Annotated in this window: 14 protein-coding genes; 4 read left to right on the top strand and 10 right to left on the bottom strand. The window is 31.1% G+C overall.

Translation table 11 applies throughout. The features are described 5' to 3' along the window. Nucleotides 1-30: 30 nt before the first annotated feature. From NHF47_RS09175 to NHF47_RS09150, 6 genes are read right to left on the bottom strand one after another with little or no spacing between them, the layout of a single operon-like run. A complete protein-coding gene (locus NHF47_RS09175; RefSeq protein ID WP_252764632.1) occupies nucleotides 31-708 on the bottom strand; it encodes a metal-dependent hydrolase in 678 nt (225 codons plus the stop codon). 27 nt (nucleotides 709-735) lie between these two features. Next, the gene (gene menA / locus NHF47_RS09170) at nucleotides 736-1626 is read right to left on the bottom strand and encodes a 1,4-dihydroxy-2-naphthoate octaprenyltransferase (protein ID WP_252764631.1); all 891 of its coding nucleotides are present in this window, start codon (nucleotides 1624-1626) and stop codon (nucleotides 736-738) included. A 13-nt stretch (nucleotides 1627-1639) separates the two neighbouring features. Continuing rightward, a complete protein-coding gene (locus NHF47_RS09165) occupies nucleotides 1640-2023 on the bottom strand; it encodes a hypothetical protein (RefSeq protein WP_252764630.1) in 384 nt (127 codons plus the stop codon). Between the two features lie 13 nt (nucleotides 2024-2036). Further along, nucleotides 2037-3545 (bottom strand): PH domain-containing protein, encoded by a 1509-nt coding sequence (locus NHF47_RS09160; RefSeq protein WP_252764629.1) that lies wholly within the window; start codon nucleotides 3543-3545, stop codon nucleotides 2037-2039. After that, nucleotides 3532-4137 (bottom strand): PH domain-containing protein, encoded by a 606-nt coding sequence (locus NHF47_RS09155; RefSeq protein ID WP_252764628.1) that lies wholly within the window; start codon nucleotides 4135-4137, stop codon nucleotides 3532-3534. The genes NHF47_RS09160 and NHF47_RS09155 overlap by 14 nt, the downstream gene beginning before the upstream one ends. Nucleotides 4138-4196: 59 nt before the next feature. Beyond that, nucleotides 4197-5036, bottom strand: coding sequence for a 1,4-dihydroxy-2-naphthoyl-CoA synthase (locus tag NHF47_RS09150; protein ID WP_252764627.1), 840 nt, complete (start codon nucleotides 5034-5036; stop codon nucleotides 4197-4199). 133 nt (nucleotides 5037-5169) lie between these two features. Here NHF47_RS09150 and NHF47_RS09145 point away from each other — a divergent pair, with 133 nt between their 5' ends. The 4 genes from NHF47_RS09145 to NHF47_RS09130 are packed head-to-tail and all read left to right on the top strand — an operon-like array spanning nucleotide 5170 to nucleotide 8309. Further along, a complete protein-coding gene (locus tag NHF47_RS09145) occupies nucleotides 5170-6288 on the top strand; it encodes a C1 family peptidase (protein WP_252764626.1) in 1119 nt (372 codons plus the stop codon). Between the two features lies 1 nt (nucleotide 6289). Further along, entirely contained in the window at nucleotides 6290-6736 is a 447-nt protein-coding gene (locus tag NHF47_RS09140; protein WP_252764625.1) for a PH domain-containing protein, read from the top strand. Next, on the top strand, nucleotides 6726-7895 hold the full coding sequence (locus NHF47_RS09135; RefSeq protein ID WP_252764624.1) for a serine hydrolase: 1170 nt from the start codon (nucleotides 6726-6728) through the stop codon (nucleotides 7893-7895). The genes NHF47_RS09140 and NHF47_RS09135 overlap by 11 nt, the downstream gene beginning before the upstream one ends. Before the next feature lie 30 nt (nucleotides 7896-7925). After that, nucleotides 7926-8309: a VOC family protein gene (locus tag NHF47_RS09130; protein ID WP_252764623.1), complete on the top strand. Its 384-nt coding sequence runs from the start codon at nucleotides 7926-7928 to the stop codon at nucleotides 8307-8309. Nucleotides 8310-8326: 17 nt separating this feature from the next. Here the strand turns inward: NHF47_RS09130 and ygiD are convergent, their stop codons facing one another. The 4 genes from ygiD to NHF47_RS09110 all read right to left on the bottom strand — a co-directional run bounded on the left by ygiD (nucleotide 8327) and on the right by NHF47_RS09110 (nucleotide 16795). Continuing rightward, nucleotides 8327-9214 (bottom strand): 4,5-DOPA dioxygenase extradiol, encoded by an 888-nt coding sequence (ygiD, locus tag NHF47_RS09125; RefSeq protein ID WP_374670170.1) that lies wholly within the window; start codon nucleotides 9212-9214, stop codon nucleotides 8327-8329. A 59-nt stretch (nucleotides 9215-9273) separates the two neighbouring features. After that, a complete protein-coding gene (locus NHF47_RS09120; protein ID WP_252764622.1) occupies nucleotides 9274-11919 on the bottom strand; it encodes a T9SS type B sorting domain-containing protein in 2646 nt (881 codons plus the stop codon). A 225-nt stretch (nucleotides 11920-12144) separates the two neighbouring features. Further along, a complete protein-coding gene (locus NHF47_RS09115) occupies nucleotides 12145-13578 on the bottom strand; it encodes a TolC family protein (protein WP_252764621.1) in 1434 nt (477 codons plus the stop codon). 22 nt (nucleotides 13579-13600) lie between these two features. Continuing rightward, entirely contained in the window at nucleotides 13601-16795 is a 3195-nt protein-coding gene (locus tag NHF47_RS09110) for an efflux RND transporter permease subunit (RefSeq protein ID WP_252764620.1), read from the bottom strand. Between the last annotated feature and the right edge of the window lie 16 nt (nucleotides 16796-16811).

Genomic DNA, 16811 nt, shown 5'->3' with positions numbered 1-16811 from the left:
TGACATTGATATTGATATTGACATTGTTTTTTAAAGTTCAATTGATTCTCCAATTTCTAACAGCATCAAATCTTTATTTTTATCGAAAAACTTGCGCTTTGCATCATCATGATCGATTTCGATATATCCGAAAGTATCAAAATGATAACCTAAAATTTTATCACATTGTACAAAATCGGAAGCAATAATAGCATCTTCAACATCCATTGTAAAATTACTTCCTATTGGAAGTATAGCTAAATCCAACTGCGTACGCATCGGAATTAATTTCATATCCATTATTAAAGCAGTATCACCAGCAATATAGATATTTTTTCTTTCACCTTCAATTACAAATCCTCCAGGTTGTCCACCATAAGTTCCATCTGGAAAAGAAGAAGTGTGCAATGCGTTTACGTATTTAACCGTTCCGAATTCAAAATCCCAACTCCCACCATGATTCATTGGATGATAGGAAAAACCTTTATTGCCATAATAGGTCGCAATTTCATAATTAGAAACAATTACTGCGTCTGTACGCTTTGCAATAGCTTCAACATCTAAAACATGATCTTGATGCGCATGCGTTAGTAAAATAAAATCAGCTTTTAAAGTATCAATATTAATGTGTGACGCTTTTGGGTTACCTGTAATAAATGGATCTACTAGGATTGAAACCTCATTAACTTCTATTCCTAAGCAAGCGTGTCCGTAAAATGTTATTTTCATGTTATTTTAGATTGCGTTGTTTTGAAACTATTTTAAAAAAACTAAAGTTAACCAAAATAATACACTTAAAGCAAATGTACTTAAAGCTACTTTTTTTAATTCAGGATCGAAGTCTTCATAAGATTTAGCTTTATTGACTTTATTAATATGCATTATAATTGAAATATTTACCAATAAAATCGGGATTAAAGAGGTTTTTGTTAGTAGGTTAAAAATCATAAAACTGATGGAAGCAATTACCAATACTACATTATGATATTTTTTGGCATTAGCTAACCCCATTTTAACTACCAAAGTCATTTTTCCCGCTTTTTTATCATTTTCAATGTCTCGCATATTGTTTAAATTCAATACGGCTACACTTAACAAACCAATAGAAGTTGCTGGTAAAAACAATTTCCAATCTATCATTTTGGTAAATAAAAAATTAGAACCAAGTACCGAAACAAAACCAAAAAAGATAAAAACAAATAGATCTCCTAACCCATTATATCCATAAGCATTACTTCCTACTGTATATTTTATAGCCGCTACTATTGCACTAATTCCTAGAAGAATAAAAATCATACTTAAAACAAAGTTTTCTTTTCCAAAAGCTACATATATTAAAGATAATGCTAAAACTAATGTCAATATAGCTAAACTTATAACTGCACTTTTCATTTGTTTAGCTGAAATAACTCCGGCAGCTACCATACGCTTTTCTCCTATCCTATTTTCATCGGTACCTTTTACACCATCTCCATAATCATTCGCATAGTTGGATAGAATTTGAAGTCCTAATGTTGTAAAAAAAGCAAGTGTTAGAATCGTGTAATTTGCAAAGCCTTGAAAATAAGCATAGGCACTACCAACAATAATTCCAGATAACGATAAGGGTAAAGTTCTTAAACGAGCTGCCTGAATCCAATGTTTCATATTTAAATAAATTTTAAAATGCTGTTAATAATAGTATTCCAAATAAAACAGAAAACAAAGCACATACTTTTAAATGAATAGGCTGTAAAATTGCTGCTGCTTTTTTAGAAAATTGATTGTGTTTTTGAATGGGTAAAGCCATCAATGCTAAAGCAGAAACCATTAAAAAATAACCGATAATTTTAAAATAAAACGGATACTTACTAATTACTGAAACCCACACAAAGGCAATTCCGATGAGAAATCGTATGCCTAGTTCACCATAATTAATCAGATACGTACTTCCTGCTTTGCCTATTATTTCCTTTGTTTTATAAGGCTTAAAAAACATTAAATACGCTGCGTAAATTAAAAACAAAGCGAAAATAAAAATGCTATATTTTGCAATTAGTATCATATTATAGTTTGAATTACATCCAGTTTCGTTTTGAAGTTTCTACTTTATACAACCAAACATTTACCTCTTTTTTTATAGCGGTATAATTTGTAGTCGAAAAAGAAATTCTTCCGCCAGCAGTATATAAAACTACTGAGCCAATATCGGTCCGTTTTTGCCAAAAAAATTGATGCGTTTTAACGGCTTGAATTTTATATGGCTCAATTATTTCGTGATCAATATCCCAAGCACCACTTTGCTTCATAATAAAATCATCACTTATAAATAAGCGATAATTTTTATAGGAAAAAAGCAAAATAACTCCCATAAAAAAAATATACAAAAGAATGATAACAATTATCGTATTTTGAGAAAATCGATGAGCCATTTCATTGATTCCAAAACCTATTAAAACAGGTAACAATACAAAAAAGAACATCCCAATAATTAATTTTCTAATATTGGGATACAAAATCTTTTCAAAAGATGGTTTTTTATCCAATAACAAAGCAATTATTTGTTCTTTTTCATTCCAGTTACAACCTGGAATTTTAGTTTTATCTTTAGCATTAGCTCTTTTCATTTCACTAGACGCTTGAAAAATTTCAATCGTATTGACGTTTAATTTCTTTTGAAAAAAGTTTTGCGTCCATTTTACAATTTGTACTTTTTCAGGACTAATTATGGTGTTTTTGATGTTTAGTAAACCATAGTTTAATACAAATGATTTACCGTCCTTTCGAATATTAAAATTAAAATATTTTACTACGGTAAGTATTAAATTTAGCAGTAGCACAGCAGTTATAATGAAAAATAAAACACCAAAAAGTAAACTTGAAATTGGTAGTTTTTCTAATTGGTTCATGTTGTTTTCTATTACATCTTCTCTACCGATTTGCTTTAAATTTTCAGAAATAGTAGAAAAAACCAAAATAAGATATGCAAAACTAGTTAGGTAATTGGCTGTTATTCCTATTTTTAACAAACTTGTAATTGAAATAGTAATAAAGGACGATTTAGGAGAACTAGCTTCTTGGTATTGGCTTTCTTCTACTAACGTTTTATTAAGGTCATTTTGAACTAAACTACTTTTTAACTCCAAAGCCATTTCTGAAGAAATGGCTTTAATTGAGGCTTCTTTTTTATCACTTCCTGCTGTGTCTAATTCTAGTTTATAGACTTTAAAAATTCTTTGAATCAAACTTTGATCAATTGTGACTTTTTGGATTTTATGAAAAGGGATAGATGTTTTTGTCTTATTGAAAATACCGTTTTCAATAACGAACTCTTTTTTAGTGTAATCGATATAAAATTGAAAAAACCAATAACGTAGAAAAGCAATAAGTGTAATACAAAAAACAACTCCAAAAATTCCCAAATAGATTTGTAACAAACTAGTTGTTGCTTTATTTTGAAACAAATAAACCAGAATAATTGGCCATAACGCACGTACTGATTTTTGTAGCGTATTTACAAATAAGACTACAACTCCTATTAAAGATTGCCTTTGGGGTTTAGAAAAATCAAAATTACTTTGTTTCATTATCCACTTCTAATTTCAATTCTTCATTTATTAAAGAATCGTTAGTTGTCGTTTCTTCTTTGAATTCTTCTGTTATTTCAATAATTTTTTCTGAAACACTTTCCTTTATTTTTTTAGCATCTTCCAATAACAAACCATTGATTTTTAAATCACTGGAACTCCCTCCTGCTGTAAATAATTCAATAGAAGCTAGTCCAAAATAACGAGAGAGCAATCCTTGATGTAAGGCTACGTGTTGCACTCTATTATTAGTTACTATAATTGTAGTTTCGCTTACAACACCTGATTTAAAAATTACATCATGCTCACGTAATGCAAAACCTTTTTTGGTAAAACTTATTCTTAAATAGAGAATCCCAAACCATACTAAAAAACTCCAAACTCCTAAAAGATAGACTAATTTTACTTCTAAAAATGAGGCTTTAGCATTCATAAAATAAACGACCAAAAACACTCCTAATAACACTATATAAAATAAACTTCTTTGTAACAACATTACAAAAAAGTACTTTTTTTCTAAAGGTTGTAATTGGGTTTCCTCAAATTTAGGTAAAGCTGAAATATTTAGTGTTTTATTTGTAAAATCTTCCATAGTAATTACAGTAACATTTACTTTCTAAAATTCTTAAAGAGAGCTAAAATACTACCGTATTATGGCAAATATTTCTTTTCAAAATTAGGTTTACGTTTTTCTAAGAAAGCATCCCTTCCTTCTTTTGCTTCATCGGTCATGTAGGCTAAACGAGTCGCTTCACCAGCAAAAACTTGTTGGCCCACCATACCATCATCTGTTAAATTCATGGCAAATTTTAGCATTTTAATTGATGTAGGCGACTTAGCTAATATTTCTTGAGCCCATTCATAAGCCGTATCTTCTAATTCAGCATGTGGAATAACTGCATTTACCATTCCCATTTCAAAAGCTTCTTGTGCTGAATAATTTCTTCCTAAAAAGAAAATTTCTCTTGCTTTCTTTTGACCTACCATTTTAGCTAAATAAGCAGATCCATAACCGCCATCAAAACTAGTTACATCAGCATCCGTTTGCTTAAAAATCGCATGTTCTTTACTTGCTAAAGTTAAATCGCAAACTACATGTAAGGAATGTCCACCACCTACAGCCCAACCAGGAACTACACAAATTACAGCCTTTGGCATAAAGCGAATCATTCGTTGTACTTCTAAAATATTCAAACGATGATAGCCATCTTCTCCTACATATCCTTGGTGTCCACGCGCTTTTTGATCTCCTCCACTACAAAAGGACCAAATACCATCTTTAGAACTAGGGCCTTCAGCAGAAAGTAAAACCACTCCAATAGAAGTGTCTTCTTGAGCATCATAAAAGGCTTGAATTAATTCTTTTGTTGTTTTTGGACGAAAAGCATTACGCACATCAGGTCTATTGAAGGCGATACGAGCTACCCCATCACATTTTTTATACGTAATATCTTCAAATTCTAAAGCAGTTTTCCAGTTTATAGTACTCATTTCTAATAATTTATTGTATTTGTTATTTTATAAAATCCAAGTAGAAGTTAATTTTTCCTTTCAATTTTATCTAATTTTAGGTAAAAATAATTCATTTTTTGCATTATATTGCACTAACAAAACAAATACTATCATGAAAAAATTATACTTAGGAATCCTTTTAAGTATAGGAGTCTTTACCGTTCATGCACAAAACTATGAATTCCAAGAGGTTATCAATATCGATTGCCTTCCTGTAATCTCTCAGGATAAAACGGGAACTTGTTGGAGTTTTTCAACTTCATCCTTTTTGGAATCTGAAATTATTCGCTTAACAGGAAAAAGAATTGATTTATCTGAAATGTATCAGGTACGAACTACCTATCCTAAAAAAGCGGAAAACTTTATAATGAGACAAGGTAAAGCTCAATTTAGTGAAGGTGGTTTAAGTCATGATGTCATAAAAAGTGTTGCCTCAAATGGATTAGTACCTGTTACTACTTATAGCGGTTTATCTGAAGAAGAAAAAATACACAATCACGCAGAATTAGTAGCAGTATTGGAAGCAATGGTAAATACATACGTATCCAATCCTGGCAAACAACTTTCCAATCATTGGAAAAGTGCTATTGATGCCGTTTTAGATGTTTATTTAGGTAAAATTCCAACTTCTTTTACTTATGAAGGACAAAAATATTCTCCTAAGAGTTTTATGGAAATGACAAAAATTGAACCTTCTAATTATGTTACCTTAACCTCTTTTTCACATCAACCTTATTATGAAGCTTTCATTTTAAACATTCCTGATAATTTTTCTAATGGCAGCATGTATAATGTACCATTAGACGAATGGATTACTACTATAAATTATGCCTTAGAAAAAGGATATACCTTAGCCTTAGATTGTGATGTTTCTGAAAGTACGTTTTCTGCAAAAAATGGAATTGCTTTTGTGCCAGAAAAAATAGAAGATACTGAAAAAGGACTTAAAGAACTAATTGCTGAAAAGAAAATAACCCCTGAATTTCGCCAACAAGAATTTGAAAACTACAATACTACCGATGATCATTTAATGCATATAGTTGGAATTATGAAAGATCAAAATGGTACTTTGTATTATAAAGTAAAAAATTCTTGGGGAACTGATGAAAAGAAAGTGAAAAATGGAGGTTTTATATATATGAGTCAAGCATACCTAAAATTAAAAGCCATTTCCGTATTGCTTCATAAGGACGGTATTGATAAAAAAACTAAAAAGAATTTAGGAATATAAAATGATTTATAAATCATGCATTAGTACCGCCAATAAAATCATTTTTGGTTTTGTTTTTTTTATTCTTATCCTAGCTACTATTCCAATCTTTTATTGTAATGATTTAACTTCTTTCATAATAGTAGTTTCTATTAATTTAGCTGCCTTATTTTTCTTGGCTTGGATCTTATTTGATACAGAATACAGTATTGACAAAACACATTTATATTGTAAATCAGGACCTTTTCAAAAGAAAATTGCAATAGCTACTATTAAAAATATTAAACCTCATAAAGGGGTTTTGGTACCTGTTATGTTAAAATTAGCATTAAGTCACGAAGGACTAATTATAAGTTATAATACTTATGACGAAATTTATATCTCACCTGAAAATCAAGTTGAATTTTTAGAAATCCTACAAAAATCAAATCCAAATATTAAAATTATACCTACTAAGAATGAATTATAGACTTTTTTTATTTCTGTTAACTCTTACCATTTTATCTTGTAAAAAAGAAATTACTCCACCTATTTCTGAAAAAAAAGAAATTAAAAAAGACACCCTTGTTTTACCTCAATTTAATCCGTTAGACGCATCCTATATCAAAAATAAAAAGAAAGCAATATCTAATTTTTATGATGAAAATATTAATATCGACAACTTTAGTGGCTCTTTTCTAGTAGCCAAAAATGGTCACATTTTATTTGAAAAATATTCGGGTTACTCGAATTACAATAAAAAAGAAAAAATGACCGCTTCTTCATCGATTCATTTGGCTTCTATAAGTAAAGTAATGACCGCAACCCTTATTTTACGGTTAATAGATGCAAAAAAATTAACTTTAGAAACTACCTTAACCCATTTTTATCCCCAATTTCCTTATAAGGATATTACGGTAACTTCTTTATTAACCCATCGAAGTGGTTTGCCCAATTATCTTTATTTTACAGATAATGATACCCTTTGGGACAAATCTAAAACTTTAACAAACAAGGATATACTAAATATAATTTCTTCTAAAAAAGTAGCTTTGGATTTTATACCAAATACTAAATTTAGTTATAATAATACCAACTATGCCCTTTTGGCTTTAATCGTGGAAAAAGTAACCCAACTTCCCTTTCCTGAAGCGATGAAAACCTTATTATTTGAACCGTTACAAATGAAAGATACATTTGTATTCGAAATTAAAAAACAAGAAGATAGTGTGGGCAAAAATTATAAAAGTACTTGGGAAGAAATTCCATGTAATTTTCAAGATGGTGTTTATGGAGATAAAAATATTTATTCTACGCCAAGAGACCTTTTAAAATTAGATTTGGCCACGTATTCCGATGATTTTTTAAGTAAAGACATTAAATCAAAGGCTTATAAAGGGTATAGTTACGAAAGAAAAGGCGTTAACAATTATGGATTAGGCATTCGATTAAGAGAATGGGAAGATGGTACAACCATGTTTTATCATAACGGCTGGTGGCACGGAAATAAAACATCCTATATTACTTTAAAAAAAGATACGGTTACCCTAATCGCGTTGTCTAACAAATACACAAGTAAAGTATACCAAATCAAACGCTTATCGAGTTTATTTGGCGATTATCCATTTACTATTGAAGATGAAGAATAAAATCATATTTTTAAAAGAAAATAGTATTTTATGAAAGTCTATAAACCAGAAAATTACAATTCTTTATCCCCTTATTTAATTGTAGATGAGGCGCAAAAATTAGTGGATTTGCTAAAAATTGTATTTAACGCTACCACTTTAAGACGTTTTGATCATGAAAATGGAACTATTGCTCACATTGAATTGCAAATAGAAGATAGTGTGCTTATGATTAGCAACAGTACAGAAAATTATAAAGCACATACCAGTATGTTACATGTGTATGTTCCAAATGCCATGGAGACCTATCAAAAAGCAATAGATCAAGGTTGTCAAAGTATTGAAGTCCCTATTCGTAAAGAAGGAGATCCAGATTTAAGAGGTTCTTTTTATGATTTTGCAGGAAATTATTGGGCTATTGGTACGCAACAATAATTTATAACAAAAGTTACTTAACCAATTTTTACCGAAGTCATGGTTAAAGAACCACCTACGGCTTTATCATTAAAAAAAACTACCTCATCAGTATTTGTTTGTAAAGCTAAAATATACAATAATGGATAATAATGATCTGGAGTTGGAATAGCTAAACTAGCTGATTTATTAAGTTTATTGTAAGCAATTAAGTCCAAATGATTTCCCATACTAATTTTTTGTTTAAAAATGGTATTCATTTCCAAAGCCCAATCATAACCGTATTCTGGCTCATTTAATTTGTTCCAAGCTACCATTCGCAAGTTGTGAACCATATTTCCACTACCTATAATTAATACTCCTTTTTTTCGTAAAGACAATAATTGCTTTGCCAATTCGTAATGATACATGGCTGGTTTATGATAATCGATACTAAGTTGTAAAATAGGAATATCAGCATTGGGATACATGTGTTTCACTACAGACCAAGTTCCATGATCCAAACCCCATTCATGATCTAAAACTAAGGATGGATTGGTAACCATTTTTTGAATTTCATTTGCCAAATTGGGATCTCCTGGTGCGGGATATTGTACATCGAACAAAGCTTGTGGAAAACCTCCAAAATCGTGAATTGTTTTAGGCTGAGACATGGCGGTGATAGCTGTTCCTTGGGTTAACCAATGAGCAGAAACCACTATTACTGCTTTCGGTTTTGGTATTTCTTGTCCCATTTGCTGCCAACGCTTTGAAAACTCATTATCTTCAATTGCATTCATAGGGGAACCATGACCTATAAATAAAACAGGCATTTTCTGATCTATTTCCAATAAAGAGCTGGACCAATTATAAAACGAATTGACATTAGACATAATGATTCCTCCTGTAATTATTTTAATAAAATTAATTCGATTCAAAACAAACATTTGTATATACAAATATATAATAAAAAATAGAAATTAAAACTGTTATAGAATATAATTCATTATCGCTTTAAACTGAAATGACCTCTTTTTTGTGATGTTTCTCCATTGAAGGAAGTTAAAATAAGTTGGTACCAATAATCGGATGCGGGTAAAGGTAAATTATTATATAATCCATCCCAACCTGCTTGTGAACTCATCGAATCGAAAGTATAAATTAATTTCCCATATCGATCATAAATAGTCACATTGGCACTTGAATATTGCAATGCAAGAGGACCATCAATTCGCCATTTATCATTTACACCGTCATTATTAGGGGTGAAAAAAGGAGGATAATTAAGTAATATTATATCTGAAAGAATCCTATTTTCACATCCATTTTTATCTTTCACAAACAAATAGTATACACTGGGTTCCAAGTTGGTAAAGGTGTAAGTATTACCATTTCCATAATAATCAACCCCATTTAGGGAGTACATATAATTTTCTTGCCCTTGCATTACTACAGATAATTGTCCGTTTTCAGCATTAATAGATTGATATTGTGGAATTACAGCTTTTAAAACCGTAAAACGTTTATCTTGGTTACAAACCAATCCATTTTCAAAGCGGGAAACACTTAAAATGTAATTTCCTATTTGATTCAATTCGAAAAATCTACTTGTTGAAAGAATCTCTCCTGTAGTTTTTTTCCATTCCCAAGTACTATTATTTCCACCACCATCAATGATTAGAGGTGTATCAGTGTTTTCACAAATAGTGTAAAAGGTTTCCAAATCAAATTCAATGGGGTCATTCACAACTGCTTGAAAAGAAATTATTCCATAACAATTAAAACTCTCGTCTTCTATTCGAACCCAAATTGTCATGGAAGGTAAAACGGGGTATCTATCAAGTACATTTAATTTTGTTAGCGCATCCAGTTGACTTCTATAAAAATTGATACGATAAGTAGAAGGAATACCAAGTTCATTTATTAAATCCTCTTTTTTTGAAACCAAATTAAATCTACCAAATAAATCCCCTATTACATTATCTGAATCTTCACAAGTGTAAATACTTTCTACATTTGGAGATTGGGATTGCCTATTTTCAATAAAAAAACTAGTGATAATAGAACATCCTTTATCACTAATAATTTTTGCGAAAATTTCTTGCGGATTGCTTGTGTTTATATAATTTTGATGATTAGGAATTGGATTTAAATCATTATTGGCATCATCTTCAGTATTATAAAACTGAAAGACAAAATTAGAATTTGAAAAACTTAAATAATCTTTAATATTTTCTAAATTAAAAAATGAAAAAGCATCATCATTGCATTGCGTTAAAATAGTGTTCTCTGGCAAGCTCGGTAAAGGGAATACTTCTAGTTCTTTAAACAGAGGAATTGTCTTATTATTTAATACAACGACTGCTTTTACTTGATATATTCCTGGCTGACTGTAATTATGAATGGGTTCTAATTCTGTTGAAGTTGAATTGTCACCAAAATCCCAATTTACACTGGTAATAGGACCATACGCATCTAATTTAAAATGAAAGGATTTTGATATACAATCATCTGGGATAACGATTCTATTTCTTAAAAAGGAAGAAACAAAAATTGGTAATCCTTTTTTGGAAATAGTAGGGCTAACACTTACCGCATTGCTTTCAAAGTTACAAGCTTCACCATATTTTTCTGGTTCATGAATAACACTTAAAAATGGATTATTTTCGCTAGCAACATATATTTTACCATTTCTTCCTAACTGTAACGATCTAGCCTTTGGACAATTCATTATATAGGCATCAACAATTTCCATACTATCTCTTGAGGTAAACTGATATTGCACTACATAATTATCTCCTGCATAGTAAAAATTATTAGAATCTTGAGAAAATTCTATTCCATAAGGACTTACACCAAGTCCAAATTTAGGAAATGTAGATAAAGTAAGATAAGGCGTACAAGTTAAAGTTGTAACATCAAACTCATATATGTAAATATACATGTCTAAATTATCTGCTACTGCTAAAAATTTTCCGTTTGGTGAAATTTTCATAGCGCCAAAAGATCCAATATTTTCAGTTAAATTCAAAATAACAGGAGTAAATTGAAGCCCTTGGTTAGTAATTGTAAAAATTTTGAAGTCAAGTTGATTAGACTTAGTTAAGCAAATAAGCCTATATGAATTACTTTCATAATGATAAATAGCTGCCAATCTAGCAGTTGCATTTACTGTTATTCGTTCATTCTTAACGGTAACAATTCCTAAAGGATTTTGAGGAGTAATTTTTATTTCAGAATAAAAAACACCGCTGTTAATTATAATTGGTACATAACTATTCGTTTCTTTAGTTACGAAAACATAATAGGTTGTGGGGTCATCTGGTTTTGGAATAATAATAGAAGTTTGAACATTATCAACTTCACCATATAAACCTTCGCCATTATCCATAATCTGATGGTTTTTATTCCAAATTGTATTTCCATTAGTGTAGAAAAGTAAATCTCCATTATCATCTGAAATACTAGAACAACCTGCAGGAGTATCCATATTTCCACTTATAGAAGAAACAATATCTTCATTAAAGTGTATTCCGGAATTTCCACCAAAAAACCAATTATTAGTTTCATTTTGAGCTTCTATTCTACTACTTACTGTAAATAGTAAATATAGAAATAATAAGGGATAATATGTTTTAGTTTTAAATTGCATAAGATTAAGAAAATTAATTTAAAAAATTAATTTTCAAAGAGTTAATAACGTTTAGAATATCAAAAATAGCTTTTAAAAAAATACCTACAAAAAATTATTATAATTTTAACGTAGTTGCTACAATCTGTGATTACATTTTAAGCAAAATAAAATAGAACAATAAAAATGTCCCAAACATTTTTACTGCTTGGGACATTCCCTAAAAAAAATTAACAACTATAAAATCTATTTCCAACCGCCACCAAGTGCATGATAAATGCTTACCATTGCATTCATTTGTTGCATTTTGGCTTCTACCAAGTCAAATTTCGATTCTAAAGCATCTCTTTGAGTCAAAAGCACTTCCATATAATCAGCTCTAGCTGAACGGAATAAATCATTGGAAATAGTAACCGATTGATTTAAAGCATCTACTTGTTTTGACTTTAACTCATAAATATTTTTCATATTTTCAATTTTAGCTAATTGATTAGCCACTTCAACATAAGCATTTAAAATAGTTTTTTCATAATTATAAACGGCTTGAATCTGTTTCGCATTGGCAGTATTATAAGTTGCTTTAATAGCATTTCTATTGATTAATGGAGCTACTAAATCTCCCGCTATAGAGTACAACAAAGATTCAGGAGTTGTAAATAAATACTTTGAATCAAAAGCTCTTAAACCAATACCTGCTGAAATACCTAACGAAGGATAAAATCTTGCTTTAGCTACTTTAATATCTAACTTTGCTGCAGCTAATTCTAATTCAGCTTGTTTTACATCTGGTCTATTTTCTAACAATTGAGAAGGAATCCCAGAGTGTATTACATTAGGAACCATCTCTATAAAAGTATCTGTACTTCTGTCTACTTTCTGTGGAAAACGTCCTACTAAGAAATTAATTCTATTTTCAGTTTCAATTATCTTTTGTTGAATTTCAAATTCCAAACCTTTTGTATCAAAAACTTGGGCTTCAAAACGTTTTACTGCCAATTCTGTAGCACGAGCTGATTCTTTCTGCAACTTAACAATTTTAAGTGCATTTTCTTGAATTTCAATATTGTTTCTCACAATAACTAGTTGGTTATCCAAAGCCAGCAACTCATAGTACGAATTCGCTATTTCAGAAATTAAATTAGTTACCATGAAATTCTTACCTTCTACAGTAGCTAAATAGTTACTAATCGCCGATTTTTTAGCATTGTGCAATTTATTCCAAATATCAATTTCCCAAGTAGCATAAGCTCCAACCATATAATCTTGTAAGGGTTCTGGAGTTTCTACTCCTGGTTTAATTTCTGTATTGGCATCATTAGCACCTTGACTCGTGTATCGTCCTACTTTTTCTACACCTGCTCCACCTCTTAGTCCAATAAAAGGAAGATATTCCCCTTTACGTGCTCTAATTTCATTTTTAGAAATTTCGATTTCTTGTAAAGTGATATTCAATTCCTGATTATTTTGTAAGGCGGTCTCAATCAATGTATTTAAATGAGCATCAACAAAATAATCTTTCCAATTCATAATTCCAGAATTAATGGTATCCTTGCTGGTTGAATAACTTTCTGGAACCGTGGTATTGGCTTCCTTTTGAGCCAAATTACTTGTTTTACAGCCTGCTAAACTTAATAAAATTAAGATAGCTGTAACAGGTATATAATACTTTATACGAAGCATATTTTTCAATTTTAAATTCATTTTATTCTTCCTCCTCTTCTTCTGGAAAACGATCCAATTGATGCACAAAATCTTCACTTAATGAACTATCCTCTTCTACATCTATTAATTTTCTTCCGCTAGCCAATGACCCAAAAATAAAGTACAATCCTGGTACAATAATGACTCCAAATATGGTTCCAAAAAGCATTCCGCCTAAAGCAGCTGATCCTAATGTTCTATTTCCAATGGCACCAGCACCTGAAGCCAACATTAAAGGAATTAAACCTGCAATAAAAGCAAATGAGGTCATTAAGATAGGTCTAAAACGCACTTTTGCTCCTTCAATTGCTGCTTCTAAAATCGAAAGCCCTTCATGATGCTTTTGAACCGCAAACTCTACAATTAACACAGCATTCTTACCCAGTAATCCTACTAACATAATCAACCCAATTTGAGCATAAATATCGTTTTGAAGACCCATTAATTCTAATAAAAAGAACGTACCAAAAACACCCACAGGCAACGAGAATACTACCGATAAAGGAATAATAAAACTTTCATATTGCGCAGATAAAACAAAATACACAAATACTAATACAATTAAGAAAATATAAATAGACTCATTTCCTCTACTAGCTTCATCATATGAAAGTCCTTCCCAAGCGATATCGTATCCTTTTGGTAACGTTTCTTTGGCAACTTCCCTAACTGCATCAATGGCTTCAGCAGTGGTATACCCTTTTGCAGGTAATCCTTGAATGGCAGCTGAGTTGTACATATTAAAACGGGTAATCTCATTTGGTCCTTGGGTCTTTTTCAATTTCATAAAAGCGGAATAAGGCACCATTTCTCCATGATCATTTTTAATATACAAATTCAAAATATCTGATGGCAATCTTCTAAATTTAGGGTCTGACTGAACATATACTTTGAAGAAACGCTCAAAACGAATGAAGCCTTGTTCGTAGGTACTACCAATTAATATGTCAAGATTTTCCATTGCTTTACCAATAGACACTCCTTTTTGCATGGCTAATTGGTTGTCTATTTCCAATTCATATTGAGGATAATTTGCCGCAAAGAAAGAGAAAAGACCTGCTAACTCTTTGCGTTTCTCTAAATTCTCCATGAATTTCTTATTAATCTCATCAAAATCTTTATAATCTACTGTCGTACTTTTATCTAATAGACGCATTGAAAAACCTCCTGATGATCCGAACCCTGGAATTGCTGGTGGTTCAAAAAATTCGATTTTTGCTCCTAAATCTTTCGATTTTTCTTCCAATTCTTCCATAATCTCGGTTACCTTATGCTCTCTTTCAGACCATGGTTTTAAATTGATCAAACAAGTACCAGCATTTGAACCACGACCTTCCGTCATAATTTCATAACCCGCTAATGACGAAACCGATTCTACTCCTTCTACATGTTCGCATATTTTTTGAAGTCTTTGTGATACTTGATTGGTAGTTTCTAAGGTTGAACCCGGTGGGGTTTGGATAATTGCATAAATAGTACCTTGGTCTTCACTAGGAATGAATCCAGATGGAAGAATTTTACTTACAAAAAATGTTCCAGCACAAAAGGCAATTAACACAAAGAATGTTAACCATCTTCTACTTACAATCGATTTTAACAATTTTACATACTTTCCAGTTAATTTGTCAAAAACACTATTAAACTTATCAAGGGATTTTGTTAAAATATTTTTTTTCTTTTCTTTACCATGATGATTTTTAAGCAACATGGCACATAAAACAGGTGTTAATGTCAAGGCAATAATAGCGGAAATAACTATCGAACTTGCCATTGTAATCGAAAACTGACGATAAAAAGTTCCAACTGGTCCTGACATGAAAGAAATAGGTACAAAAACCGACACCATTACCGCTGTAATTGCTATAATAGCACCACTAATTTCACCTAATACTTTTTTAACCGCTAAATAAGGAGTAATATGTGGGAATTCCTCAAACTTAGCATGCACCGCCTCGACGACGACAATAGCATCATCCACTACAATACCAATTGCTAATACCAAGGCAAATAGTGTTACCAAATTGATGGTTATACCAAAAAACTGAATCACAAAAAAGGCCCCAATTAATGAAACGGGTACCGCCAAAATAGGAATCAAAGTAGAACGCCAATCCCCTAAGAATATGAAAACTACGAGTGCTACTAATATAAAAGCATCTCGTAACGTATCAATTACCTGTTCAATCGAAGCATCTAAGAATTTAGAAACGTCATAACTAATTTTGTAATCCAAACCTGGAGGAAAAGTTTCTTTCATTTCCTCTAATTTTTCTTTTACTTGTTCGATTACATCATTGGCATTACTTCCATAGTTTTGTTTTAATACAATAGAAGCTGAAGGATGTCCATCTAAATTGGAATAAATATCAAAAAATTCACTTCCTAATTCTGCACGACCAATATCTTTTAAACGAATACTTTCTCCATCTGCATTGGCTCTAATAATAACATTTTCATATTGTTCTGGCTCACTAAACCTTCCTTTGTAAGTTAGTACATATTCTAAAGATTGGGCTTGTATACCCGAACTTTGACCGATACGACCTGGACGTCCTACAATACTTTGTTCAGCCAAAGCATCCATTACTTCATCTGTAGAAACATTATAGGCTCTCATACGGTCTGGATTCAACCAAATACGCATCGCATAAGTTCTACTTCCTAAAATTTGTGATCTCGCTACTCCTTTAATACGATTAATTTCAGGCAGCATTTTCACATTCGCATAGTTGTATAGGAATTTTTCATCCATATTCTTACCAGTAGCATATAAATTGACATACATCAACATACTCGGTTGAATAGGCGTAATAACGACTCCTTCTCTTTGAACTAACTCTGGTAATAAGGGCATCACTTGGTCTACCCTTGTTTTTACCCTAATTACTGCTTGGTTGGGATCTGTTCCTGGCTCAAAAATAATTCTCAAGGTAGCTTCACCTGCACTCGTTGCATCTGTAGCCATATAACGCATACCTTGCACTCCATTAATTGAGTTTTCAAGTGTAATTAATGTTGATTTTACTAATACGTCAGCACTTGCTCCAGGATAAGCAATAAAAATATTAACCGTTGTGGGCGCAATATCTGGAAATTGCGAAGTAGGCAATTTTAAGATAGAGAGTGTTCCCATAAAGACAATCATAATTGAAATTACAATTGCAAAAACGGGTCTTTGTATAAATTTACTAAACATGTTTTTATCTTTTTAT

This window comes from Flavobacterium sp. NRK F7, assembly GCF_024054195.1.
In the GTDB taxonomy this organism is placed as follows: Bacteria; Bacteroidota; Bacteroidia; order Flavobacteriales; family Flavobacteriaceae; genus Flavobacterium.
This window is presented reverse-complemented; position numbering and strand designations above follow the sequence as displayed.